Here is a 24,337-nt window from a genome sequence, read left to right as displayed (position 1 = left end):
ATCGAGGCGCATGGCATCACAAGCAAACGGAGAAATCCAGGATGGAGCTCGGGTTGTCCTGTCGCCGCTGTTTGATGCCTTACTTCACCGGATGGGCGACGAGCCAGTCCTGCATCTGCTTGATTTCGGCTTCCTGCGCGGCGATGACGCCTTCGGCGAGTTTGCGGATTTCCGGATCCTTGCCATTGGCAAGCTCGACCTTGGCCATGTCGATCGCCCCCTGATGGTGCGGGATCATGCCACGGACGAAATCGACATCGGCGCTGCCGGTATATTGGGAGGCCATCATGTCGGTATGCATCTTGTCCATTGCCGCCTTGTAGCCTGCCGTGGAAGGGCTTTCCGCTCCCATGGCCATGGCACCCATGTCGTGCTTCATCTCCTCGCTCTGCGCCGGCACGCTTTCGAGGAAGACGGCAAGCAGCATTCCAGCGGCCATCAGCAGCAGCACAAGTTTTTTAGCCAAGGTCATTCATAGTCTCCTGTCGGTTGGGTTTCGTATCTGGGGGTTAATCTCAGAGTTTCAACGTTCTCAGGCGCAATGCGTTTGCGATCACCGAGACCGAGGACAGGCTCATCGCCGCCGCCGCCAGCATCGGCGACAGAAGCGTGCCGGTGAGCGGATAGAGCACGCCGGCCGCGACCGGCACGCCAAGCACATTGTAGAGGAAGGCGAAGAACAGGTTCTGCCGGATGTTACCGATGGTCGCCTGGGCCAGGGTTCGGGCGCGTACGATGCCGTTTAGGTCGCCCTTGACCAATGTGATCCCGGCGCTTTCGACCGCGACATCGGCGCCCGTTCCCATGGCGATGCCGACATCGGCGGCGGCAAGCGCGGGCGCATCGTTGACGCCGTCGCCGGCCATGGCGACGCCGGCACCCTTGCCGCGCAGCTCCTCGACCAGCGCTGCCTTCTGTTCGGGCAACAGACCTGCCCGGACCTCGTCTATGCCAAGCCGTCCAGCGATCGCCCTAGCTGTCCGCTCATTGTCGCCGGTCGCCATGATGATCCGCAGCCCGCTGTCATGCAGCGCCTTGATCGCCTCGGCCGTGGTTGCCTTGACCGGATCGGCGACGGCGACGATGCCGGCCAGCTTGCCGTCGACAGCGACGAACATCACCGTCTTGCCATCGCCCTGCAAGGCTTCCACGCTGGCCAGGACCCCGGAAACGTCGACGGCGAGATCGGCCATCATCGCGGCATTGCCGAGCGCGACCTTCTTGCCCGACACCGAGCCGGAAACGCCCTTGCCGGTAACTGCCTCGAAGCTGCGGGCCTCTGCGATCTTCACCCCGCGCTGGCCGGCTCCCTCGACGATTGCCTCGGCCAGCGGATGCTCCGACCCTTTTTCCAGGGTCGCGGCGCATCTCAGCAATTCGTCCTCGGAAAAGCCGCCGGCAGCCATGACATCGGTCAATTTCGGCCGGCCCTCGGTCAGCGTGCCGGTCTTGTCGACGATCAGCGTGTCGACGGAGGCGAAGCGCTCCAGCGCGGCGGCTTCCTTGATCAGCACGCCCGCATGCGCGCCGCGCCCGGTAGCGGTCATGATGGACATCGGTGTGGCGAGACCCAGCGCACAGGGACAGGCGATGATCAGCACCGAAACCGCCGAGACGATGGCGAAGATCAGGCTGGGCTCGGGGCCGAAGATCGCCCAGGCGACGAATGCGGCGATCGCGACCAGGACGACGGTCGGGACAAAGTAGAAGGAAACGCGGTCGGCCAGGCCCTGGATCGGCGCGCGCGAGCGCTGTGCCTTGGCGACGAGTTCGACGATGCGCGACAGTGTCGTCTCGGCGCCGATCCGTTCGGCGCGCATGATCAGCGAGCCATTCTTGTTGAGCGTGCCGCCGGTCAAAGCGTCGCCTTCGGCCTTCTCGACCGGCAAGGGTTCGCCCGTAATCATCGATTCATCGATGGAGGAGCGGCCTTCGAGCACCGTGCCGTCGACCGGGACGGCATCGCCGGGACGGATGCGCAGGCGATCGCCGCTCTTGACCTCGTCCAGCGCTATATCGATCTCGGCGCCGTCCTCGGCGACCCGCCGGGCGGTCTTCGGCGCGAGGTCGAGCAACGCGCGGATCGCCGATCCGGTCTTTTCGCGGGCGCGCAGTTCCAGCACCTGGCCGAGGAAGACCAGCGCCACGATGACGGCTGCCGCCTCGAAATAGACAGGCACCGCACCGCCATGGCCGCGAAACTGATGCGGAAAGATGTCCGGGAAGAGCGTGGCGACGACGCTGTAGAGATAGGCGGCGCCGACACCCAGCGAAATCAGCGTCCACATGTTGGGGCTGAGGTTGAGGATCGAGTCCCAGCCGCGATGGAAAAACGGGAAGGCTGCCCACAACACCACGGGGCTCGCCAGGATCAGTTCGATCCAGACCTTCGCGCGATCCTCGACCAGGCCCTCAAGCGACAGGCCTATCATCGGCGCCATGGCGACGATCAGCAGCGGGACCGACAGCACCGCGCTCACCCAGAGGCGTCTGGTGAAGTCGACCAGTTCGGGATTTGGCCCTTCATCGCCCGTCGGCACGCCCATGGGCTCGAGCGCCATGCCGCAGATCGGGCAGGAGCCGGGCTTGTCGCGGATGATCTGCGGATGCATGGGGCAAGTGTATTGCGTGCCCTTGGGCATCGGCGCCGGCGCTGGCCCGTCGCCGAGATAGGTTTGAGGCGCCGCCTCGAACTTCGCCTTGCAGCCGGCCGAACAGAAATAGAAACCCTGGCCTTCATGGCGGACGAAATACCTGGCGTCGGCGCGGTCGACGCTCATGCCGCAGACAGGGTCGACTGCGATCAGGTGGCTTCCCGGCTCGGCCTTGAACTTCGAACGACAGCGCTCGCTGCAGAAATGATAGAGGCGGCCGCCATGCTCGGATGTCGGCTTGCCGGCGGCCGGCTCCACCGCCATGCCGCAGACCGGATCGCGCAGAACCGCATCCGAGCCTCCGCCCGTGCCCTTTGCCGCGCAGCAGCCGCCACCATGGGCGCCATGCGTGTGATGATCGTGATCTGAATGCGTCATTTCGATGCCTCGATGCAATGCTTCGAAGCAGAGGTAGTGCTTCCAGTAACTGGAAGGTCAAGGGCTGTTTTGACCTTTCACATTCAGGAGTTGGGGAGTCGTCGGATCGGAAGAATTTCCCTATACAAACGCGCTATCGATGCTAAACGTTGCTCGCTAGAATTGCCGTGTCAAAATTCTTCTCATTAAAATTGTTGCGCTCTGGCAGCTTGGTGCCGCCTTGGATTCGTTCAACAGATGAAGCGTCTGGTCATCAACCTCGATCGGTCTCCCGACCGGCTTGCGCATATGAGGGCGGAGTTTGCGCGCATCGGCCTCGGATTCGAGCGGGTCGCCGCAATCGATGCAAGGGACCGGCCAGACCTCGCGCTGGAGCGCCAGCATGCACGATATGCGGTGCGACGTCTGTCCGGCAGCGAGATCGCATGCTTGCACAGCCATCGCGCCTGCTGGGCCATCATCGCGCAAGACGACTCGCCCTTCGGCGCCGTCTTCGAGGACGACATGGTGTTTTCCGCGAAAGCCGGTGCGTTGCTTGCCGATACGAACTGGATCCCCGCCGACGCCGATGTCGTCAAGCTCGAGACATTCTTCCACACTACCGTGATCCAGCGGGAGAGGTTGCCCGTCGGCGGCGGGTTTTCGCTGTTCAGGCTCCGCAAGCACCACATAGGCACGGGCGGTTACCTGCTCTCCCGGCAGACGGCACGCGCGCTTCTCGAGACAACCGCCGATGTCAATGTGGCGGTGGACAATCTCGTCTTCGATCCCACATTCGCGATCTCGACCGGCAAGACGATCTACCAGCTTGTTCCGGCGCTCTGTGCGCAGGACCAATTCGTGCGCAACAGGTTGCCGAGCCTGCTCGAACAGAGTCGGGAGGCCGAGTGGGTCGCAAGCGGGCTCGCCAATGGACACGGGATACCGGCTCTCGCGCGTATTCGCAGGGAGGCCAGGCGGGCAGCGCGGCAGATGATCGATCTCTGCAGGCTACGGCGGCAGATTGTCGTCCCGCTCGCTCCAGTCGAGGCAACCGACTAGAGCGTTTGCCGGATTGACAGCAGGCCCATACCCAGCGCCGCGAAAACACGCTATAGACGCCGCCCAAAAGGCAAGGCCAACCGGTATCTATGGCGAAAATCTCCCTGAAGCTCGATGAACTGATCGACGGCGAAGCCTTGCGCCGCGAGATGACCGCGCTAACCGAGGCCAGTGCCGGCGACGGTTCCAGCAAGGCCATCCGCACGGCCGTTCTTCAGCTTCTGAAGCGGCGTCTCGCCGAGGGCCGCAAGACAGCCGAAGCCATGCTGAGGCAAGATGGTGGCGGCAACGCCTGCGCCGAACGGCTGTCGCACCTGATGGACGAGCTGATCCGCTCGCTCTACGATTTTGCCGCAACCCATGTCTACCGGGTGAAGAACCGATCCTCCGCCGAACGCATGGCGGTCGTTGCCGTCGGCGGTTATGGCCGCGGCACGCTGGCGCCGGGATCCGACATCGACCTCCTGTTCCTGCTGCCTTACAAGCAGACGCCGTGGGGCGAACAAACGGTTGAATACATGCTCTACATGCTGTGGGACATGGGGCTGAAGGTCGGCCATGCCACCCGCAACATCGATGAGTGCCTCAGGCTGTCGCGCACCGACATCACCATCCGCACCTCGATCCTGGAAGCCCGTTTTCTGTGGGGCGAACGCAAGCTCTATGACGAGTTGATGCTGCGCTTCGACCATGAGGTGGTGCGCACGACCGGCCCGGAATATGTACAGGCCAAGCTCGCCGAACGCGACGAGCGCCACGCCAAGGCCGGTGAAAGCCGCTATCTGGTCGAGCCCAACGTCAAGGACGGCAAGGGTGGCCTGCGCGACCTTCAGACGCTGTTCTGGATCGGCAAATATTTCTACCGCGTGCGCACCGGCGAGGAACTGGTCGAGAAAGGCGTCTTCACCGGAGCCGAGTACCGCGAGTTCCAGAAGGCCGAGGATTTCCTGTGGGCGGTGCGCTGCCACATGCACTTCCTCACAGGCAAGGCCGAGGAGCGGCTGCATTTCGACATTCAGCGCGAGATCGCCGAACGGCTCGGCTATACGACCCACCCCGGCCTGTCGGCGGTCGAACGCTTCATGAAGCACTATTTCCTCGTCGCCAAGGACGTCGGCGACCTGACCCGCATCTTCTGCGCCGCCCTGGAGGAGGAGCAGGCCAAGCACGTTCCCGGCTTCAACCGCATCTTCCTCACCTTCCAGCGCCGCAAGCGCAAGCTTGCCGGCACGTCGGACTTCATCGTCGACAACCATCGCATCAACATCGCCGACGACGGCGTCTTCGAGCGCGACCCGGTCAATCTTCTCAGGCTGTTCTGGTTTGCCGACAAGCACGGGCTGGAGTTTCATCCCGATGCGCTGAAACTGCTCACCCGTTCGCTCGGCCTGGTCAACAAATCGCTCAGGCGCGACGAGGAAGCCAACCGGCTGTTCCTCGACATTTTGACCTCGGACCGCAACGCCGAGCTCAACCTGCGGCGGATGAACGAGGCGGGATTGCTGGGCCGGCTGATCCCGGATTTCGGCAAGATCGTCGCCATGATGCAGTTCTCGATGTACCACCACTACACGGTCGACGAGCACCTGATCCGCTGCATCGGCGTGCTGGCCGAGATCGAGCGCGGCGACGGCGAGAAGGTGCATCCGCTGTCGCATGCGCTGATGCCGGGGCTGAAGAAAAGCCGCGAGGCGCTCTATGTCGCCGTACTGCTGCACGACATCGCCAAGGGCAGACCAGAGGACCATTCCGAGGCCGGCGCCAGGATCGCAAGGCGGATCTGCCCGCATATGGGGCTTTCGCCGGCCGATACGGAAACCGTCGCCTGGCTGGTCGAGAACCACCTCGTCATGTCGATGACGGCGCAGACCCGCGACCTCAACGATCGCAAGACGATCGAGGACTTCGCCTCGATCGTGCAATCGGTCGAGCGGCTGAAGATGCTGTTGGTCCTCACCGTCTGCGACATCAGGGGCGTCGGACCGGGCGTGTGGAACGGCTGGAAGGGCCAGTTGCTGCGTACGCTCTACTACGAGACCGAACTGCTGCTGACCGGCGGCTTTTCGGAAGTCTCGCGCGCCCAACGCACGGCGGCGGCGCGCGAACGCCTGGCCGAGGCGCTCGCCGACTGGCCCGACAAGGCGCGCAAGCGCTATGTCGGACTGCATTATGAAAACTACCTCCTGACCGTGGACCTGCCGGACCAGCTTCGCCACGCCGAATTCATCCGCGAGGCGGACGCGGCGGGCAATAAGCTCGCCACCATGGTCAAGACCCACCAATTCGAGGCGGTGACCGAAATCACCGTGCTGGCGCAGGACCATCCCCGTCTTCTCTCGGTCATCGCCGGGGCATGCGCCGGCGCCGGCGGCAACATCGTCGACGCGCAGATCTTCACCACGTCGGACGGCCGCGCGCTGGACACGATCCTGATCTCGAGAGAATTCGACCGCGACGAGGACGAACGCCGGCGCGCCGAGCGCGTCGGCCGGCTGATCGAGGACGTGCTGTCGGGCAAGAGCTGGCTGCCGGAGATGATCGAGAAGCGCACCAAGCCAAGGCGCGGATCCAAGGTCTTCAAGATCCCGCCACGCGCCGAAATCCGCAATGCATTGTCGAACCGGTTTTCGGTGATCGAGGTCGAGGGGCTCGACCGCCCCGGCCTGCTGTCGGAAATCACCGGAACACTGTCCGACCTGTCGCTGGACATCGCATCGGCGCATATCACCACCTTCGGCGAGAAGGTCATCGACACCTTCTATGTCACCGACCTCACCGGCCAGAAGATCGACAACCCGGCCCGCATCGCCACCACCCGCAACCGGCTGATAGCGACGCTCGAAGGTGTAGCGCTCGAACGCGGCGGCAAGGCCAAGGCAGCCGCCGAGTGACGGCCATCATCTCCTTCTTCCAACCCCACAGGCAGTCTGCGAACGCATGAGTCTCGTCAAGAAATTCGCTACCGTCGCTTCCGGCACGCTGATGAGCCGTGCGCTCGGTTTCGGCCGCGAGATGCTGATGGCGGCCGCACTCGGCACCGGGCCGGTCGCGGACGCCTTCAACGCCGCCTTCCAGTTCCCCAACACGTTTCGCCGGCTGTTCGCCGAGGGCGCGTTCAATGCCGCCTTCGTGCCGCTGTTCGCCAAGGAGATCGAGACGCACGGCACCGATGGCGCCAAGCGTTTTTCCGAAGAGGTGTTCGGGGTGCTGTTCACCGCGCTCCTGGCGCTGACCATCGCCATGGAACTGGCGATGCCGCTGATCGTGCGCTACCTGGTGGCGCCGGGCTTTGCCGACACACCGGGCAAGTTCGAGACGACCGTCACGCTTGCGACGATCATGTTCCCTTATCTGATCTGCATGTCGCTCGCCGCCATGATGGCGGGCATGCTGAACTCCTTGCGGCGCTATTTCGCCGCGGCAATCGCGCCGGCCTTCCTCAACATCATCCTCATTAGTGTGCTTGGCTATGCCTGGTACCACGGACTGGATGCACACGCTGTCGGCTTCGGCCTCTCCTGGGGCGTGCTGGCGGCCGGCGTCGTGCAGCTCGCCATCGTCTGGGTGGCGGTTCGCAATGCGGGCATCTCGATCGGCTTCCGCCGACCGAAGATGACGCCGAACGTGAAGCGGCTCCTGATCCTGGCGCTACCGGCGGCGATCACCGGTGGCATCACCCAGATCAACCAGCTGATCGGAACAGCCATCGCCTCGGCGCAGGACAGTGCCGTGTCCTCGCTGGCTTATGCCGACCGCGTCTACCAATTGCCGCTCGGTGTCGTCGGTGTCGCGGTGGCGATCGTGTTGTTGCCCGAACTGTCGCGGGCGCTGAAGTCAGGCAATCTGATGGAGGCAGCCAATCTGCAGAACCGCTCCGTCGAATTCACCCTGTTCATGACCTTGCCGGCGGCGGCGGCGCTTTGGGTGATGGCGGAGCCGATCGTGCGGCTGGTCTACGAGCGCGGCGCGTTCGCCACCAACCATTCGACGCCCGTCGTGGCGGCGATCCTGGCGATCTTCGGTCTCGGCCTGCCGGCCTTCGTGCTGATCAAGGCCTTCACCCCAGGCTATTTCGCCCGCGAGGATACGCGCACGCCGATGATCTTCGCCGCAATCTCGGTGGCGGTGAACGTCGCTACCGCGCTGACGCTGTTCCCGAGGATGGGTGCACCCGGCATCGCCGTGGCCTCCGCCGTCGCCGGCTGGGTCAACGCGCTGATGCTGCTTGCCGTGCTGATCCGGCGCGGCCATTGGGGCCGCGACGTGCCGCTGTTGAGGCGCATCCCGCGGCTGGTGCTGTCGGCGGTGGTCATGGGTGTCGCCCTCTATTTCGCCGAGCATTGGTTGGCTACAAGGATCGGGCCCGGCTCGCCGCTGGTGGTCAAGGCGACGACGGTGCTGGCACTGGTGGCCGGAGGGGCGCTGCTCTATTTCGTCACCGCGTTCGCAACCGGCGGTGCCGATTTCGGCATGATCCGGCGCAATGTGGGGCGCCGGGGAACAGAAGCCGGCCTGTCCGTGGCAAAATCGGAACTCGACGAATAAATCGGCCGGCCATCCCGCCTGGCCGGTCTTGATCCCATCCGCGCTCTCGTCCATAAGCGCGCCGTCGCAAGAACTTCGCCGCGCGCGGTTTCCAGCCGCATGATTGGCTCCGAAAAGTCCGCAACTTTTCGGAATCACGCTTATACGGCCCTCCACAAGCCATGAGGAAAACCATGTCCGCCTTCAAGCCACTCGTCTTCTCCGGTGTCCAGCCGACCGGCAATCTGCATCTGGGCAACTATCTCGGCGCCATCAAGAAATTCGTCGCCTTGCAGGATACGTCCGACTGCATCTATTGCGTCGTCGACCTGCATTCGCTGACCGCCCAGCTTGTCCATCACGACCTTGCCGACCAGACGCGGTCGATCACCGCGGCGTTCCTCGCCTCCGGCATCGACCCGAAGAAGCACATCGTCTTCAACCAGTCGCGGGTGATGCAGCACGCAGAGCTCGCCTGGATCTTCAATTGCGTGGCGCGCATCGGCTGGATGAACAAGATGACGCAGTTCAAGGACAAGGCCGGCAAGGACCGCGAGAACGCCTCGTTGGGCCTGCTTGCCTATCCTTCGCTGATGGCGGCCGACATCCTGCTTTATCGCGCCACCCATGTGCCGGTGGGCGAGGACCAGAAGCAGCACCTGGAACTGACACGCGACATCGCGCAGAAATTCAACAACGATTTTTCCGACCGCATCGCCGGTCTTGGCGTCGGCGTCGAGATGACGATAGGCGAGGAGACGGTGAACGGCTATTTCCCGTTGACCGAGCCGGTCATCGGCGGGCCGGCAGCGCGCATCATGTCGCTGCGTGACGGCTCCAAGAAGATGTCGAAGTCGGACCCGTCGGACCTGTCGCGCATCAACCTGACCGACGATGCCGACGCCATCTCGAAGAAGATCCGCAAGGCCAAGACCGACCCGGAGGCCTTGCCGAGCGAGATCGACGGATTGGAAAGCCGGCCGGAGGCGGAGAACCTGGTCGGCATCTATGCTGGCCTCGCCGAGATGTCGAAGGCCGATGTGCTCAAGGAATTCGGCGGCCAGCAGTTCTCTGTATTCAAGCCGGCGCTGGCCGACCTCGCGGTGGAGAGGCTGGCGCCGATCGCCACCGAGATGCGCCGCATCCAGGGCGACCGCGCCTATGTCGACGCCGTGCTGCGGGATGGCGGCGAACGCGCCGGCGTGCTCGCCGAAACGACGATGAAGACGGTGCGCGACATTATCGGGCTGCTGCAAGGCTGATCGCGGCGCCGTGCACTGCACAACACTGGCACAAGGCCGGCGGCTTGCCGCCGGTCAGCGGCGGTGGCAAATTGCGGCCGGAAAGATACCGAGTAGATTGACATGGTCTCCAAACGCCTCAGCCGCGAAGCCGGTCATCGCAGGAAATTCCTGACGATCATCGACGACACGCCGGAATGCGAACGCGCCGTCGCCTACGCCTCTAAACGGGCGCAGAGCACCAGCGGCACGCTGGTGCTGCTGTATGTCATCGTACCCGACGATTTCCAGCACTGGCTGGGGGTCGAGAAGATCATGCGCGAAGAGGCGAACGCCACGGCGCGCGCGGCGCTGGACGGCTACGCCAACAAGGTGCGGCAGAAGCTCGGCATCGAACCGGAGATGGTGGTGCGCGAGGGCAAGCCGACAGAAGAGATCCACAAGCTGATCGAGGAAGACCAGGACATCGCCATCCTCGTGCTGGCGGCCGGCGCCGGCAAGGAAGGTCCAGGACCACTGGTCGGAGCCGTGGCCGGCAAAGGCGCGGCCTTTCCGATCCCGGTGACCGTGGTGCCGCAGAATTTGTCGGATGAGGAAATCGACAGCCTCGCCTGAGCTATGTTGATATTCAGGTGAGGCCGGTCTGCAAATGCATGATACCTGCGCTTCCTGAATCTCAACACATCTCAAGACGGCGGTAGGCTCGAAAAAACATTCCGCCGGCCAGCCGTCCCGGCGATGCGTTTCGCTTGAATGTCCAGCCGATAGAGCCTATTTAGAACTATTCCAAACTAGTTGCCCAAAAACGGGCATGGAGACGGCCATGTTCATCCAGACCGAGTCGACGCCCAATCCGGCGACGCTGAAATTCCTGCCCGGCAAGGAAGTGCTCCTAGAAGGCACCGCCGATTTCCGCGATGCCGACAGTGCGGCCATCGCCTCGCCGCTGGCTGGGCGGCTGTTCGAAATCCCCGGCGTCACCGGCGTGTTCTTCGGCTACGATTTCATCACCGTGTCCAAGGACGGCCCGGACTGGCAGCACCTGAAGCCGGCGATCCTCGGTGCCATCATGGAGCATTTCATGTCCGGTGCGCCTGTCATGGCCAAGGCCGGCCCCGCCGCCGAGACCAGCCAGACCGGCGAATTCTACGACAAGGCCGACGAGGAACTCGTCATCACCATCAAGGAGCTGCTCGACACGCGGGTGCGCCCGGCGGTGGCGCAGGACGGCGGCGACATCACCTTCCGCGGCTTCGAGAACGGCACCGTGTTCCTGCACATGAAAGGCGCCTGCGCCGGTTGCCCGTCGTCGACGGCGACGCTGAAGCACGGTATCCAGAACCTGCTTCGCCATTTCGTGCCGGAAGTGCAGCAGGTCGAGCAGGTCTCTTAGACCTCAATTTCCCACTCACAGACAACAAAAAACCGGGCCGAATTGCCCGGTTTTCTGTTTGGGACGTCCGTTGTTGCCTAGACGGTCCGCGTATGAAGGGCGACTTGCAGTTTAACCACGAATGCCGGAAAAGCGGACAGGCTTTCCGCGATCATGGCCTAAAGAACGATGACCTTGGCGCCGACCTCGGCGCGATTGTAGAGGTCGATGACATCCTGGTTCATCAGCCGGATGCAGCCCGACGACATGGCCTTGCCGATCGAGTTCCATTCCGGGCTGCCGTGCAGGCGGTAGCCCATGTCACCGCCCTTGTTGAACAGATACATGGCGCGCGCGCCGAGCGGGTTCTTCAGGCCCGGATCCATGCCGCCGGCGAACTTGGCGAGTTCGGGCTGGCGCTTGATCATCTGTGAAGGCGGCGTCCAGGTCGGCCATTCCCGCTTGATGGCGATATGGGCGGTGCCGTGCCATTCGAAGCCCTCGCGGCCGACGCCGATACCGTAGCGGATTGCCCGGCCATCGCCCTCGACGAAGTACAGGAACTTGTTCTGCGTATCGACGATGATGGTGCCGGGCTTTTCCTTGGAGTCGTAATTCACTTCCTGGCGATGGTACTTCGAGGGCACCTTCTCGATGGGGATACGTGGCAGCTGGTAACCCGCATCGGTCACCGCGCCATAGTCGTTGGAGAACAGCTGCCCGCCGATGGTGCTGCAACCGGCAATAGCAGTGGACAGCGCCAATGCGGCGATGATTGCAAGCGACTTCATGCGCATGTGGTGATCCGGTGCCCCGCCCAAACTAGAGCGGCACGAGTCGGCCGCTTTCTCGCCATCATTCATGCTGGCATTTGCTTTGCTTGCCAAGCACACGATGCCTATATGCGGGACCTTACGTGCTGGTATGCGTCCCACTATGGCATTTCGGCAACATACTTCACCGGATTGTGAAGGAAATTCAATGGGCCTGAATTGCAGGCCTGGAAAAGTCGAGGACCCGCCATGAATGTCGGCGACGCCGCCCACCGCTCAGGCCTGCCGGCCAAGACCATCCGCTACTATGAGGAGATCGGCCTGATCGCGCCCGCGCGCGCCGCCAATGGCTATCGCGATTATTCGGGCGACGATATCCACCGGCTGGCCTTCCTGCGCCGCGCGCGCAATCTCGGCTTTTCGATAGACGATTGTCGCCAGCTGATGGCGCTCTACAAGGACCGCGGACGCGCCAGCCACGACGTGCGCGCAATCGCCGCCGCCCATGTCACCGCCATCGAGGAGAAGGTGCGCGAGCTGCAATCGATGCGCTCGACGCTGCAGAAGCTGATCCATGCCTGTCACGGCGACGAGCGGCCGGACTGCCCGATTCTGGATGACATGGCAGGGCGGCCTTAGTCAGCGGCAAACCCCACCCCGGGAGCGATAGACCGCCTGGGCGGCGTTAGCCGCCTTGCCACGCGCTCGTGAAAGCCGCCAGCATTGGTTCGTGTGGTATATTGCAGGCTCAATATAAGCGTAGGGTAAAAGCACTGTCGCTGGCCGCGCCGGCCGGTGACCCCAATGGCCGGAGAGAGCGCATGACCCGCGACCAGATGCTCGCCCACCTTCGCGCCGCCGATGCGGTCGCTCGCGAGGCTGCCGTGCACGGCCACCATCCCTTCGGCGCGGTGCTGGTCGGCCCCGACGACGCAATCCTCATGCGCCAAGGCAACATCGACACCGTGCATCATGCCGAGACCGAGCTTGCGCGGCGCGCGGCGGCAGCCTATCCGCCGGAGTTTCTCTGGACATGCACGCTGGTCTCAACCGGCGAGCCCTGCGCGATGTGCACCGGAACGCTCTACTGGGCCAATATCGGCCGGCTTGTCTATGGGTTCGAGGAGACCGAGCTTCTCGCGCTGACCGGCGACCATCCCGAAAATCCGACGATGAGCCTGTCCGCGCGAATTGTGCTCGGCTCTGGACAGAAGAAGATCGAGGTCCACGGCCCCTTCCCCGAAATCGAGGATGAACTTGTATCGGTGCACCGTGGCTTCTGGCGTCGGTAGTTGTTCCCCACGCCCCGCGAAAGGTCAGAAAGAGCGGACCGGACATAGGCGCAATGTGCGCACTGCTACATGGACTTGAGCGGAACGCCGCCCTTCGTTCGAATGACGCCAACCCGTCAACCCTGCGATACCCTGGTCAAAGCTGACGGCGAACTCCCAAATCCCCAAATTTGCCGCCGCCAGTCAGGCTCGGCGGTTTTGCCCGTATTTATGTCCCCCCAAACCGCCGAGCCGCCCCGGTCAGCCGGCAAACTCCCTCGATTTAGGGGCCCTTCCCAAACTGAATTCAGCCTAGAGCAGCACGACCCTATCCAGCCCCAAGCGTATCCGCTGGCCTTCCGCATAGGACAGCGCGAACGATTCCAGTTCAAATGATCGGGTAAGTTCTTGGCCGCCTTCGGTGACGCGGACGAGCCATTCGCCAGAGACTTCCGCCACTTCGACACGAGCCGACACATTGCGGAACGGAACCACGTTATCCATCGCATGCCTCCCTAGAAAGCAATGGGGAACGTCGATTTTTATAGGACCAGCGAAGTCGTCAGATCAAGTGCGATTGTGGGCTTATTGCTGGCTATCGTCCGCCGCTCCGGTGATCTGGCTAACCGCCACTTCCGAAAGTTTGTGAACCGCCAGCTGCTGAATGAACCATTGGGCATGTTCGCCCCATTCGGCAGGCGAGACGTTGTTTTCGCGGACAGACTTCATGAATGCCTCACGAAGCGCATCAAGATCGAAGATGGAAATGTCCCTGCCAGGCATATAGGGGAATATGCTGGTTGAAACCGGAGCTTCAAGGCAGAGATTGCAAAATCAGTTAACGCGCGGGCGATGCCGTTTATTCAACGGAAAGGGACAGGCCGGGTGAAGGGCCGAGGATCGCTTTCGAATCCGCCCGACTTAGGAGACGGCGGGACCGCTCGATGAGCCGGCGGCTTTCGGACATCACGCTGGCGACTTCCTCTAGGAGCTTTCGCGATTGCTCCTGAGTAAGGTTTACCTGGATGATAGAGGATGCGGTGTTCCAATCCATGGCTTGCCGAACTGCCATGCGCCAAAATGGTTCCGTAGCTTAGCAGAATTATTTTTGTGCCGTCTCCCCTATTTCACTTTGGGTTTGGTCAACCGTATAATCGCCCCATAAAAACCGGTTCAAACCGTGAACAAAGTCTGGCATGGTGCCTGCCATGCCAATCATCTCCCCGATCCTGAACCCTCTGATCGACGGTCGCCAGTCCGAGCGCGCCATGCTGGTGCGGCGGGGCGTGCAGCGGTTGCTGATGCAGATGGGCGCGCATGTGCTGCCTGAGCTGTCGCTGGCCACCGGCCGGCGCGCCGATCTCGTGGCGCTGACGCGGCAGGGCGATATCTGGATCATCGAGATCAAATCCTCGATCGAGGATTTCCGGGTCGACCGAAAATGGCCTGATTACCGGCTGCATTCCGACCGCTTTTTTTTCGCCACACATCCCGGCGTGCCGCCGGAGATTTTCCCGGAAGAATGCGGCTTCATCCTCTCCGACGGCTATGGCGCCGAGATTTTGCGCGATGCGCCCGAGCACCGCATGGCGGCGGCGACGCGGAAGGCGCTGATGCTGCGCATCGCGCGGGCCGGCGCGGCGCGGCTGCTGGCGGCGGAGCTGGCGGGTGTCGCGGTGCCGGCGCTGGAGGGGGAGAGCGAGTAATCGCGGCCCAAAAATTGAAGCCCGCAACTGTCAGATGCTCCAGCCCCGAACGGCTACTCCGCTTCTTCCTCGCCACCCACAGCCGGGGCCATCAGCAGCACCGCGGCACCAAGCAGCGCGGCGATGAAGGAACCCGCGAGGATGCCGACCTTCACCGCGTCCTGCAGCGCCACGTCGTTGGCGAAGGCGAGCAGGCCGATGAACAGGCTCATGGTGAAGCCGATGCCGCACAGGAGCGAAATGCCGATCATGTGCGACCAGCCGGCATGGGCCGGCAGGTCGGCGAGGCCGAAGCGGATGGCGAGCGCGGAGGAACCGAAGACGCCGACCAGCTTGCCGACGACGAGACCGGCCGCGACGCCCAGCGTGAGCGGCTCGATCAGGGCGCTAAAACTCAGGCCGGTGAGCGAAACGCCGGCATTGGCAAAGCCGAAGATGGGGATGACGACGAACGCCACCAGCTTGTGCAGGCCGTGCTCGAGCCGGTGCAGCGGCGAATGGTCCGAGTCCTGGCCTGTTCCGGCGGAACGTTCGAGCGGAATGGTGAGCGCGAGTGCCACACCGGCCAGCGTGGCATGGACGCCGGACCTCAGCACAAGCACCCACAGGATGGCGCCAAGCACGAGATAGGGCACAAGGCTCATCACCCGCATACGGTTGAGCAGGACGAGCACGGCAATGACGGCGAAGGCAGCGCCGAGATAGGCCAGCGACAGGCCGCTGGTGTAGAATATGGCGATGATGATGACGGCGCCCAGGTCGTCGATGATGGCGAGCGCGGTCAGGAAGACCTTCAACGAGGCCGGCACGCGGCTGCCGAGCAGCGACAGAACGCCGAGCGCGAAGGCGATGTCGGTGGCGGTCGGGATCGCCCAGCCGGACAGTGCGGCCGAATTGTTGCTGTTGATGGCGACATAGACCAGCGCCGGCACCACCATGCCGCCGGCCGCCGCGATGCCGGGCAGCACCCGGCGTGGCCAGGTCGAGAGCTGGCCGTCCAGCATCTCGCGCTTGATCTCCAGCCCGACGAGCAGGAAGAACACCGCCATCAGCCCGTCATTGACCCAGTGCGAGACGCTGAGCGGGCCGAGATAGGCGTGGAGAACCGAGAAGTAGGTCCCGGCGAGCGGCGAGTTGGCGACGATCAGGGCAAGGGCGGCGGCCACCATCAGGATGATGCCGCCGGCCGCCTCGCTGTCCAGGAACTCGCGGAAGACGGAAACCGGCCGTCGCTTCAAATCCTCCATGTCGCCTCCATTAAGCAGCTAGTTTCGACTTTGCCGCATTACCCTTTTATAGGCGTTAGCGCTGCCCCCTCACCTGCCTGCCGGCATCCTCTCCCCGGGGCGAGGCACGCTGGCATCAGCGGTTTCGCCAATCGCCAACGTCGCGGCCAGCCGCTTTCGCCCCGTTTACGGGGAGAAATGCCCGGCAGGGCAATGAGGGCGGCGCTGACTTCGACGATCGATGGCCTCCACCGCGAATTCGAAATCGGCGAGTGGTAATCGTTCTGCCTGCCCAGTGATCCTAACGCGGCGCGCGCTTGGCCAGGATCCGCTGCAGCGTGCGGCGATGCATGTTGAGCCGGCGTGCGGTCTCTGAAACGTTGCGCTCGCACATTTCGTAGACACGCTGGATGTGCTCCCAGCGCACGCGGTCGGCCGACATCGGGTTTTCCGGTGGCGCGGCGCGCTCGCCGGTGGTGCGTGTCAGTGCCGCAAAGACATCGTCGGCATCGGCGGGCTTCGACAGATAGTCGACGGCGCCGAGTTTCACCGCGGTCACCGCGGTGGCGATGTTGCCGTAACCGGTCAGGATGATGGTGCGGGAGTCCTCGCGCTTTTCGCGGATGGCGGCGACGACATCGAGGCCGTTGCCGTCGCCCAGCCGCATGTCGACCACCGCATAGGCGGGCGGATTGGCGCGCGCCTTGCCCACGGCCTCCTCGACGCTCTCCGCCGTCTCGACCACGAAACCCCTGGTTTCCATGGCACGGGCCAGNCCTTGCCCACGGCCTCCTCGACGCTCTCCGCCGTCTCGACCACGAAACCCCTGGTTTCCATGGCACGGGCCAGACGGGTCAGGAACGGCTTGTCGTCATCGACGATCAGAAGCGAGGTGTCCTCGCCTTCAACCATAGGCCCACTGTTCTCATCGCCTGTCATCGTCTCGAAAATTCCTGCTGCCTTATTTTTACGCAGATATAGTTTTGCGGGGCCATTGTCCAATTTACGCAGTGTCAAACATGGTGGCTGGGGCCGATTCCGGGTTCAGGAAGATGCTTCTCGGCCACGAAATCCGCACCACGGCTCCTTCGCCGAGGCCGCTCGAATTGCGAAAGTCGAGCGTGGCGCCCGAACGTTCGAGCAATGTCTTGGCGATGAACAGGCCGAGCCCGAGGCCGCCTCCAGCTTCCGTGCCCTGGCGTGTCGACATGTAGGGTTCGCCAATACGGTCGATGATCTCGGGCGGGAAACCCGGGCCGTCATCGGTGATCGAGAAGGAGACCATCACCTCGTCCCAGCTCCAGCGCACGGTGACGCTCTTGCGGGCGAAGTCGACGGCGTTCTCGACCAGATTGCCGAGGCCGTAGATGACGCCGGGATTGCGGCGCCCGACCGGCTCCGGCCCGGTTCGCTCGCCTGGGCGAAGCTTGATCGAGATGCCGAAGTCGCGATGTGGCGCGGTCACCTCCTCGACCAGCGAGGTCAGCGGCAGGCGGGATAGATGCGCCTCGCCCTCCGACGACAGGCTGGTCAGGCGCTTGAGGATTTCACGGCAGCGCTCGCTCTGAGAGCGCAGCAGCTTCACGTCTTCCCCGTATTTCGGATCGCTGCCGAGCGCCTTTTCCATCTCCTTGGCGACGAGCGTGATGGTGGCGAGCGGGGTGCCGAGTTCGTGCGCCGCCGCCGCCGCCAGCCCGTCGAGCGCGGAAAGGTGCTGCTCGCGCTGCAGCACCAGTTCCGTGGCGGCGAGCGCGTTGGCCAATAGCCGGGCTTCGGCGGCCACCCTGAAGGCGTACATGGCGGTGAAGGCGATGGAGGACAGCACCGCCATCCACATGCCGGCGACATAGATGAAGGGCATCACCAGGGGCGCGCCTTCGTACCAGGGCAGCGGCAGATGGCGAAAGACCAGCAAGGTCGCCGCGATCATCACCAGCCCGCCGAGGATGGCGGTGAGGCGAAGGGGCAGCGACGTCGCCGAAATGACGACGGGCACGGTCATCAGCAGCGAGAACGGATTGGTCAAGCCGCCGGTCATGTAGAGCAGGCCGGCAAGCTGAAGGCTGTCGAAGATCAGGATGCCGAAGGCGGCGAACGGGGTGAGCCGGTGCGCGGCCGGAAAGCGAAAGGCCAGAAACAGGTTCATCCAGGCCGAACAGGCGATGAGGGCAAAACACAGACTGACCGGCAGCGGGAATTTCAGGCCGTAGGCAACGACGAGCACCGTCACGCTCTGGCCGACAATGGCCAGCCAGCGCAGCCGGATCAGCGTGTTGAGGCGCAGTCGCTGGCTTTGCTGGAAGTCGGGCGTGTTCAGGATGTTGATCATGGCCATGGATTACAGCCGCCAACCAGCAAAGGCTAGGTCCCGCGCGGCTTGGCGCGGGCGGTGGCGGCGGCGAGCAATGGGTTTTCCGGCCAGACATGCTTTGGATAGCGGCCGCGCATGTCGGCGCGCACATCGGTCCAGGAGCCGCGCCAGAAGCCCGGCAGGTCTCGCGTCGTCTGGATCGGCCGGTGCGCCGGCGACAACAGTTCAAGCGTCAAGGGGACGGTGCCGTTGGCGATCGACGGATGACTATCGAGGCCGAATAATTCTTGCACGCGCACCGCCAGAACCGGCCATTCGCCGTCATAGCGGATCGGCACATGGCTGCCCGACGGGGCATCGAAATGAGTCGGCGCCAGCGCTTCGATCTTGCGTTGCAGGTCATGCGGCACGAGCGACGCCAGCCCGGCCGGAACAATTCCGGGTTCAATGGCGGCCAGGGATGCCGCACCGGACAGAAAAGGCAGCAGCCAGTCGTCGAGGCGCGCGATGAGCGCTTCCTCCGACATGTCGGGCCAGGGCGCGCCTAAGCCCTTGTGCAGCCAGGACAGCCGGTGGCGCAGCATCCGCGCCTCCTTGCTCCAGGTCAGAAGGGAAAGCCCATGCTCGCGCAAGGCCTCGATGATGGCGCGGTCGGCATCGGCGCCGGCCGGCGGCGGCAGCATGCGTTCGGCTAGCGTGATGGCGCCAAGGCGCACGGTTTCGCGCACCCGCACGGCGCGCCTGTCGCGATCGAAACTCGTCTGCTTACGAGTTTCGATCCTGCCGCCAAGTGCTGCCCGGATGTCCTCCTCGCTGCTTGCCGCCGCCGCCGTAATGCGGGCATTCTGCGCCTTGCCCTGCAGGTCCGCGACGACCAGAAACGGCTCGCCCGCCAGCGGGTCGCCGGCGTCGAGCGTGGCGCCGGAACCGTTGGCCAGCACGAAACGGCCGCGCTCGCCGCGCGCCTTGGCGACGCGGTCCGGCCAGGCGTGGATGAGCAGGGTTCCGGCTGGAACAGCTCCGCTGGTCTTCGCACCGCCTACCTGCCTGGCCAGGCGCTCGGCAAGCTGGCGCGCCGACGTGGCACGCGGCGATCTTTCCGCGCGAAAGCGCATCAGCCGCCGTTCGAGGTCGGCACCGTCACCGCCAAGGCCGCGCTCGGTCAGCAGTACGGCAAGCATGGCCGCCTCACCACCATGACCGCTGCTGGCCGCCTCGGCGACCATATGCGCCAGCCGTACCGGCAGAGCGAGCTTGCGCATCGAAGCGCCCGCGTCCGTCAACCGCCCTGCTTCATCAATGGCCTCAAGGGCCCGCAAAAGCGACCCTGCTTCATTCAGCGCGGGAGCCGGCGGCGGATCGAGGAAAGCAAGACTGGTTGGATCAGCGACACCGAAGGCGGCGCAGTCGAGCAGCAGGCCCGACAGGTCCGCCTCGAGGATTTCCGGGGGTGTGAAGGCGGGAAGTGCCGCCGTCTGCTCGGCACGCCACAGCCGGATGGCGACGCCGGCCTGCGTGCGGCCGGCCCGGCCGGCGCGCTGGTCGGCGGAGGCCTTGCTGACGCGCACGGTTTCCAATCTGGTCAGTCCGCTGGCCGGCTCATAGCGCGGCAGCCGCGACAGGCCGGAATCGATAACGACGCGCACGCCGTCGATGGTTATGGAGGTCTCGGCGATGGAGGTCGCCAGCACCACCTTTCGGCGGCCTGGCGGCGCCGGCTTGATCGCCGCGTCCTGCGCCTTGCCGTCGAGCTGGCCATAGAGCGGCACGATATCAGTGTCGGCGTCGACCTTGCCGGCCAGCCGCTCGGCGGTGCGCTCGATCTCGCGCTGGCCGGGCAGGAAGGCAAGCACGCTGCCGCTCTCGTCGGCAAGGGCGAAGCGGATCGCCTTGGCCATGGCGTCCTCGATCGGGGTGCCGGCCGGCCGCTCGTCGTATCTGACATCGACGGGGAAGGCGCGGCCCTCGCTTTCGATCACCGGCGCGCCGGACAGGAGTTTCGCGACCCGTGCGCCGTCGAGCGTTGCCGACATCACCAGCAGACGCAGATCCGGCCGCAGCGCGCCTTGCACATCGAGGGCGAGAGCGAGACCGAAATCGCCGTCGAGCGAGCGCTCGTGGAATTCGTCGAAAATGACGGCCGAAACGCCGGCCAGTTCAGGGTCGTCGAGGATCATGCGCGCCAGCACGCCCTCGGTGACGACCAGGATTTTCGTCCGCGCCGAAGTGCGGTTTTCCATGCGCATGGCGTAGCCGATGGTGGCGCCGGGCTCTTCCCCCAGCAACTCGGCCATGCGGCGCGCGGCGGCGCGGGCGGCGAGCCGGCGCGGTTCGAGCAAGACGATCTTGCCCGTGCCCAGCCAGGGCGCATCGAGCAGCGCCAAGGGCACCAGCGTGGTCTTGCCAGCGCCGGGCGGCGCGACCAGCACGGCGCTGTTGCCAGAGCCGAGCGCCTCGCTCAGCGCCGGCAGCACGGCGGACACCGGAAGTTCCGGCAAGGGTTTGGTCGTCATTACGCCCGCATATCAGCGGTCGCGGGCGCCGTGCAACTTTATCGCACCAGGGCCTTGTTTAGAGCCGTGCGCGGGAAAACGGATTCCAGCGCACCGTGCCCAGCCGCACCTCCTCGCGCACCATGGTCAGCAGGCCCGATCCGCCGACGACGGCGAGGCCGACCAGCGACAGCCAGTCTGGATATTCCCGGAAGAACAGCGCGCCGAGGATGACCGCCCAGACGATCTGCGAATAATGAGTCGGCGCAATCCGGTTGGCCGGAGCGTATTTGGCGGCCAGCAACTGCAGCAATTGCCCACAGGCGGTGAAGGCGCCCGCCATCACCAGCCATGCCAGCTGTTTTCCATCGGGGACGGTGAAGGAGGTCGCGGCGGCACCGATGCCGTTGAACAGCAGTCCATAGCCGATCAGCACGCCGAGCATGGTCGTTCGTTTTTCCTGCTGCGCCAGCGACCGCATCAGGATGACGTTGGTGGCGGCGAGAAAAGCGATGGTGAAAGCGGCAAGGTGACCAAGGTGCAACTCGCGAAAGCCCGGCCTGACAACCAGCATGACGCCGGCAAAGCCGGCGACCACCGCGAGCCAGCGCCAGGGCCCGACCTTTTCCTTGAGGATCACGGTGGACAGAATGGTGACGCAGAGCGGCGCCAGAAAGATGAGCGCATAGGTCTCGGCCAGCGGAATGGTGGTGAAAGCATAGACGCTGAGCACGCCCGACGCGATGCCGGCCCAGGCCCGCGCCTGCACCGCCCAGGGACGTTTGGCGCGCCAGAAATCACGCCAGCGCTCGTTGGCCGGCCGGCTGAAAAAGAGGAAGCAGCCGGCAAACAATGTCGAGAAGAAGCCGATCTCGAACACCGTGAATTGGCCGCCCAGGCTCTTGATAACGGCATCGCTGCCCGAATAGCTTGCATAGGCGATCAGGGCGAGCAGGATTCCGTTCGGCACGTTTTTTCATTTCCGGGGAGAGAGAGTTGAAAATACTGGCGCTCGGTGCCCATCCAGACGACATCGAGATCTTCATGTTCGGTACGATGGCCGCCTATGCCGCGCAAGGCGCGGAACTCACTTTTGCCGTGGCCACCGATGGTGCCAGGGGCGGCACGGGCGATCCCGCTGTTCTGGCTCGTGTCCGGCGCGAGGAGGCAATGGCCGCGGCCGCGCTGCTCGGGGCGGCACCACGCTTCCTCGACTTTCCCGATGGCGGGCTTGTGGCCGACGCCGCACTGATCGATGCGCTGAAAACGCTGGTCAGCGAGATCGGGCCGGACTTGGCGATCACGCACGGGCCCAATGACTATCACGCCGACCACCGCGCGCTGTCGGACGGCGTGCGCATCGCTGCTTCCTTCGGAGTTCCGGTGCTGCATGCCGACACGATGGGCGGAACCGGATTCTCGCCGACGCACTATGTCGATATTTCCGTCCATGCCGACATCAAGGCCAAGGCGATCCGCATGCACCAGTCGCAGGACCCGGACCGCTTCGTCGAGATTGCACTGACGCAGAACCTTTTCCGCTCGGGCCAGTGCAACGGCGCGCACGGTTCGCTGGCCGAAGCTTTCCGGTTCGAGCCGACGTTTCCCTTCGGCGACGTCCGCGCGCTGCTGCCGCCGGCGCCGCCGATCCGGACGGTGATGGTGAGCACCAAACGGGTCGACTGAACCCGCGGACGATCGGCCAGACGTATCCCATTCCGCGCTCGTCCCCCTGACGCCCGGCGCTTTTCCCAACATTTTCAGAGACCGGCTTCAGCATGTTGCGGCGCAGCAACGAATTCGCTTGCCTTGTTTAGTAAAAATTGCATCACTAAACAAATTACTAAACATTGGCGATGCGACCACGCCGCCATGTTTGGGCCTCTGAGGAGAGAGGTTGAGGGATCTTGAGACCGTCATCCGGACGTGTTTCGCAAATGGGAGGAAGGCATGAAATCGAGCTTGAAACTGGCGTTGGGACTGACCTCGGCTATCGCAGCATCGACAGCCGTCTCGAACGCCGCGCACGCTGAAGACCTGACGCTGTGCTGGGCCGCCTGGGACCCAGCCAACGCGCTGGTTGAACTGTCCAAGGACTTCACCAAGGAAACCGGCATCGGCATGAAATTCGAATTCGTGCCGTGGACCAACTATGCCGACCGTTTCCTCAACGAATTGAACTCGCACGGCAAGCTCTGCGACCTGATCATCGGCGACAGCCAGTGGATCGGCGGCGCCGCCGAGAATGGCCATTACGTCAAGCTGAACGACTTCTTCGACAAGGAGAAGATCAGCATGGATGACTTCGTGCCGGCGACCGTCGTCGGCTATTCGGAATGGCCGAAGAACACGCCCAACTACTGGGCGCTGCCGGCCATGGGCGACGTCGTCGGCTGGACCTACCGCAAGGACTGGTTCTCCAAGCCCGAACTGCAGAAGGAATTCAAGGAGAAGTATGGCTGGGACCTCGGCCCGCCGGCCACTTTCGACCAGCTGAAGCAGATCGCCGAATTCTTCCAGAAGCGGCAGGTCGACGGCAAGACGGTCTATGGCGCCTCGATCTACACCGAGCGCGGCTCGGAAGGCATCACCATGGGCGCCATGGACGTGCTCTACAGCTACGGCTTCCAGTACGAGAACCCGAAGAAGCCGTACGAGATGGAAGGCTTCGTCAATTCGCCAGACGCGGTCAAAGGTCTGGAATTCTACAAGGCGCTCTACGATTGCTGCACCCCTCCGGGCGCCTCGAACAGCTACATGGGTGAAGGCGTCGATGCCTTCAAATCCGGCCAGGTGGCGATGCACATGAACTTCGCCTTCACATGGCCGGGCCTGCAGAAGGACGAGAATGTCGGCGGCGACAAGATCGGCTATTTCGTCAATCCAAAGGGTCCCGGTGGCGCCCAGTTCGCCCAGCTCGGCGGCCAGGGTATTTCGGTGGTCTCCTATTCCGACAAGCAGGAATCGGCGCTGAAATATATCAAGTGGTTCGCCAACAAGGACGTGCAGGCCAAGTGGTGGTCGCTCGGCGGTTATTCCTGCCTTAACGCGGTGGTGAAGGATCCGAAATTCCCGGCCAGCCAGCCTTATGCGCAGACCTTCCTCGACTCGATGGCGATCGTGAAGGACTTCTGGGCCGAGCCGAGCTACGCGCCGCTGCTGCAAGCCTCGCAGAAGCGCTTCCATGACTATGTCGTTGCCGGCCAGGGTTCGGCCAAGGATGCTCTCGACGGCCTGGTCAAGGACTGGACGCAGGTCTTCCAGGACGACGGCAAGATGTAGCCGCGGCAACCGCAAGGCTCCTCCCGAGCCATGACCACGCGTCCCGTGCCGCCCTTGGCACGGGAC

Annotated in this window: 20 protein-coding genes and 1 pseudogene; 11 read left to right on the top strand and 10 right to left on the bottom strand. The window is 63.9% G+C overall.

What is annotated here, in order from left to right; all coding sequences use genetic code 11:
* Positions 1-79 precede the first annotated feature (79 nt).
* Both X742_RS154240 and X742_RS154245 read right to left on the bottom strand, forming a co-directional pair.
* Positions 80-472 carry a DUF305 domain-containing protein gene (locus tag X742_RS154240; protein ID WP_023772521.1) on the bottom strand — a complete coding sequence of 131 codons (393 nt, stop codon included), beginning with the start codon at positions 470-472 and terminating at the stop codon, positions 80-82.
* Between the two features lie 43 nt (positions 473-515).
* Entirely contained in the window at positions 516-3,032 is a 2,517-nt protein-coding gene (locus tag X742_RS154245; RefSeq protein ID WP_023772520.1) for a heavy metal translocating P-type ATPase, read from the bottom strand.
* 237 nt (positions 3,033-3,269) lie between these two features.
* Here X742_RS154245 and X742_RS154250 point away from each other — a divergent pair, with 237 nt between their 5' ends.
* From X742_RS154250 to X742_RS154275, 6 genes are all read left to right on the top strand, one after another.
* Positions 3,270-4,073 (top strand): glycosyltransferase family 25 protein, encoded by an 804-nt coding sequence (locus X742_RS154250; RefSeq protein ID WP_023772519.1) that lies wholly within the window; start codon positions 3,270-3,272, stop codon positions 4,071-4,073.
* A gap of 89 nt (positions 4,074-4,162) precedes the next feature.
* On the top strand, positions 4,163-6,964 hold the full coding sequence (locus tag X742_RS154255; protein WP_023772518.1) for a [protein-PII] uridylyltransferase: 2,802 nt from the start codon (positions 4,163-4,165) through the stop codon (positions 6,962-6,964).
* Positions 6,965-7,010: 46 nt separating this feature from the next.
* Entirely contained in the window at positions 7,011-8,618 is a 1,608-nt protein-coding gene (gene murJ, locus X742_RS154260) for a murein biosynthesis integral membrane protein MurJ (RefSeq protein ID WP_023772517.1), read from the top strand.
* A 173-nt stretch (positions 8,619-8,791) separates the two neighbouring features.
* A complete protein-coding gene (gene trpS / locus X742_RS154265; RefSeq protein ID WP_023772516.1) occupies positions 8,792-9,859 on the top strand; it encodes a tryptophan--tRNA ligase in 1,068 nt (355 codons plus the stop codon).
* 102 nt (positions 9,860-9,961) lie between these two features.
* A complete protein-coding gene (locus tag X742_RS154270) occupies positions 9,962-10,453 on the top strand; it encodes a universal stress protein (RefSeq protein ID WP_010913128.1) in 492 nt (163 codons plus the stop codon).
* Positions 10,454-10,661: 208 nt separating this feature from the next.
* Complete coding sequence (locus tag X742_RS154275) at positions 10,662-11,231, top strand: NifU family protein (RefSeq protein WP_015314175.1); 570 nt, start codon at positions 10,662-10,664, stop codon at positions 11,229-11,231.
* A gap of 158 nt (positions 11,232-11,389) precedes the next feature.
* Here the strand turns inward: X742_RS154275 and X742_RS154280 are convergent, their stop codons facing one another.
* A complete protein-coding gene (locus X742_RS154280) occupies positions 11,390-12,007 on the bottom strand; it encodes a L,D-transpeptidase (RefSeq protein ID WP_023772515.1) in 618 nt (205 codons plus the stop codon).
* 225 nt (positions 12,008-12,232) lie between these two features.
* Here X742_RS154280 and cueR point away from each other — a divergent pair, with 225 nt between their 5' ends.
* Positions 12,233-12,622 (top strand): Cu(I)-responsive transcriptional regulator, encoded by a 390-nt coding sequence (cueR, locus tag X742_RS154285; RefSeq protein WP_023772514.1) that lies wholly within the window; start codon positions 12,233-12,235, stop codon positions 12,620-12,622.
* Positions 12,623-12,804: 182 nt separating this feature from the next.
* Positions 12,805-13,275, top strand: coding sequence for a nucleoside deaminase (locus X742_RS154290; protein ID WP_023772513.1), 471 nt, complete (start codon positions 12,805-12,807; stop codon positions 13,273-13,275).
* 291 nt (positions 13,276-13,566) lie between these two features.
* On the opposite strand, the gene X742_RS154295 is transcribed toward X742_RS154290, so the two are convergent.
* Positions 13,567-13,758 (bottom strand): hypothetical protein, encoded by a 192-nt coding sequence (locus X742_RS154295; protein ID WP_023772512.1) that lies wholly within the window; start codon positions 13,756-13,758, stop codon positions 13,567-13,569.
* Positions 13,759-13,839: 81 nt separating this feature from the next.
* On the bottom strand, positions 13,840-14,037 hold the full coding sequence (locus X742_RS154300; protein ID WP_023772511.1) for a hypothetical protein: 198 nt from the start codon (positions 14,035-14,037) through the stop codon (positions 13,840-13,842).
* Between the two features lie 425 nt (positions 14,038-14,462).
* On the opposite strand from X742_RS154300, the gene X742_RS154310 reads away from it, so the two are divergent.
* The gene (locus tag X742_RS154310; protein WP_023772509.1) at positions 14,463-14,960 is read left to right on the top strand and encodes an MmcB family DNA repair protein; all 498 of its coding nucleotides are present in this window, start codon (positions 14,463-14,465) and stop codon (positions 14,958-14,960) included.
* 53 nt (positions 14,961-15,013) lie between these two features.
* On the opposite strand, the gene nhaA is transcribed toward X742_RS154310, so the two are convergent.
* From nhaA to X742_RS154330, 5 genes and pseudogenes are all read right to left on the bottom strand, one after another.
* Entirely contained in the window at positions 15,014-16,207 is a 1,194-nt protein-coding gene (gene nhaA, locus X742_RS154315) for a Na+/H+ antiporter NhaA (RefSeq protein WP_023772508.1), read from the bottom strand.
* A 280-nt stretch (positions 16,208-16,487) separates the two neighbouring features.
* Positions 16,488-17,125, bottom strand: a pseudogene (locus X742_RS01000000170160) (ActR/PrrA/RegA family redox response regulator transcription factor).
* Positions 17,126-17,189: 64 nt separating this feature from the next.
* Positions 17,190-18,521 carry an ActS/PrrB/RegB family redox-sensitive histidine kinase gene (locus tag X742_RS154320; RefSeq protein ID WP_032922016.1) on the bottom strand — a complete coding sequence of 444 codons (1,332 nt, stop codon included), beginning with the start codon at positions 18,519-18,521 and terminating at the stop codon, positions 17,190-17,192.
* Between the two features lie 26 nt (positions 18,522-18,547).
* Positions 18,548-21,010: an ATP-dependent helicase HrpB gene (hrpB, locus tag X742_RS154325; protein ID WP_023772506.1), complete on the bottom strand. Its 2,463-nt coding sequence runs from the start codon at positions 21,008-21,010 to the stop codon at positions 18,548-18,550.
* A 58-nt stretch (positions 21,011-21,068) separates the two neighbouring features.
* Entirely contained in the window at positions 21,069-21,959 is an 891-nt protein-coding gene (locus X742_RS154330) for a DMT family transporter (protein WP_023772505.1), read from the bottom strand.
* 26 nt (positions 21,960-21,985) lie between these two features.
* Between X742_RS154330 and X742_RS154335 the strand changes: the two genes are divergently transcribed.
* The gene (locus X742_RS154335) at positions 21,986-22,675 is read left to right on the top strand and encodes a PIG-L deacetylase family protein (protein WP_023772504.1); all 690 of its coding nucleotides are present in this window, start codon (positions 21,986-21,988) and stop codon (positions 22,673-22,675) included.
* Between the two features lie 264 nt (positions 22,676-22,939).
* A complete protein-coding gene (locus X742_RS154340) occupies positions 22,940-24,271 on the top strand; it encodes an ABC transporter substrate-binding protein (RefSeq protein ID WP_023772503.1) in 1,332 nt (443 codons plus the stop codon).
* The last annotated feature ends 66 nt before the right edge of the window (positions 24,272-24,337 follow it).

Origin of the sequence: Mesorhizobium sp. LNHC229A00 (genome assembly GCF_000502415.1) — a bacterium.
GTDB lineage: Bacteria > Pseudomonadota > Alphaproteobacteria > Rhizobiales > Rhizobiaceae > Mesorhizobium.
The sequence above is the reverse complement of the archived record's forward strand: the minus strand, read 5'-3'. Positions and strand labels throughout refer to the sequence as shown.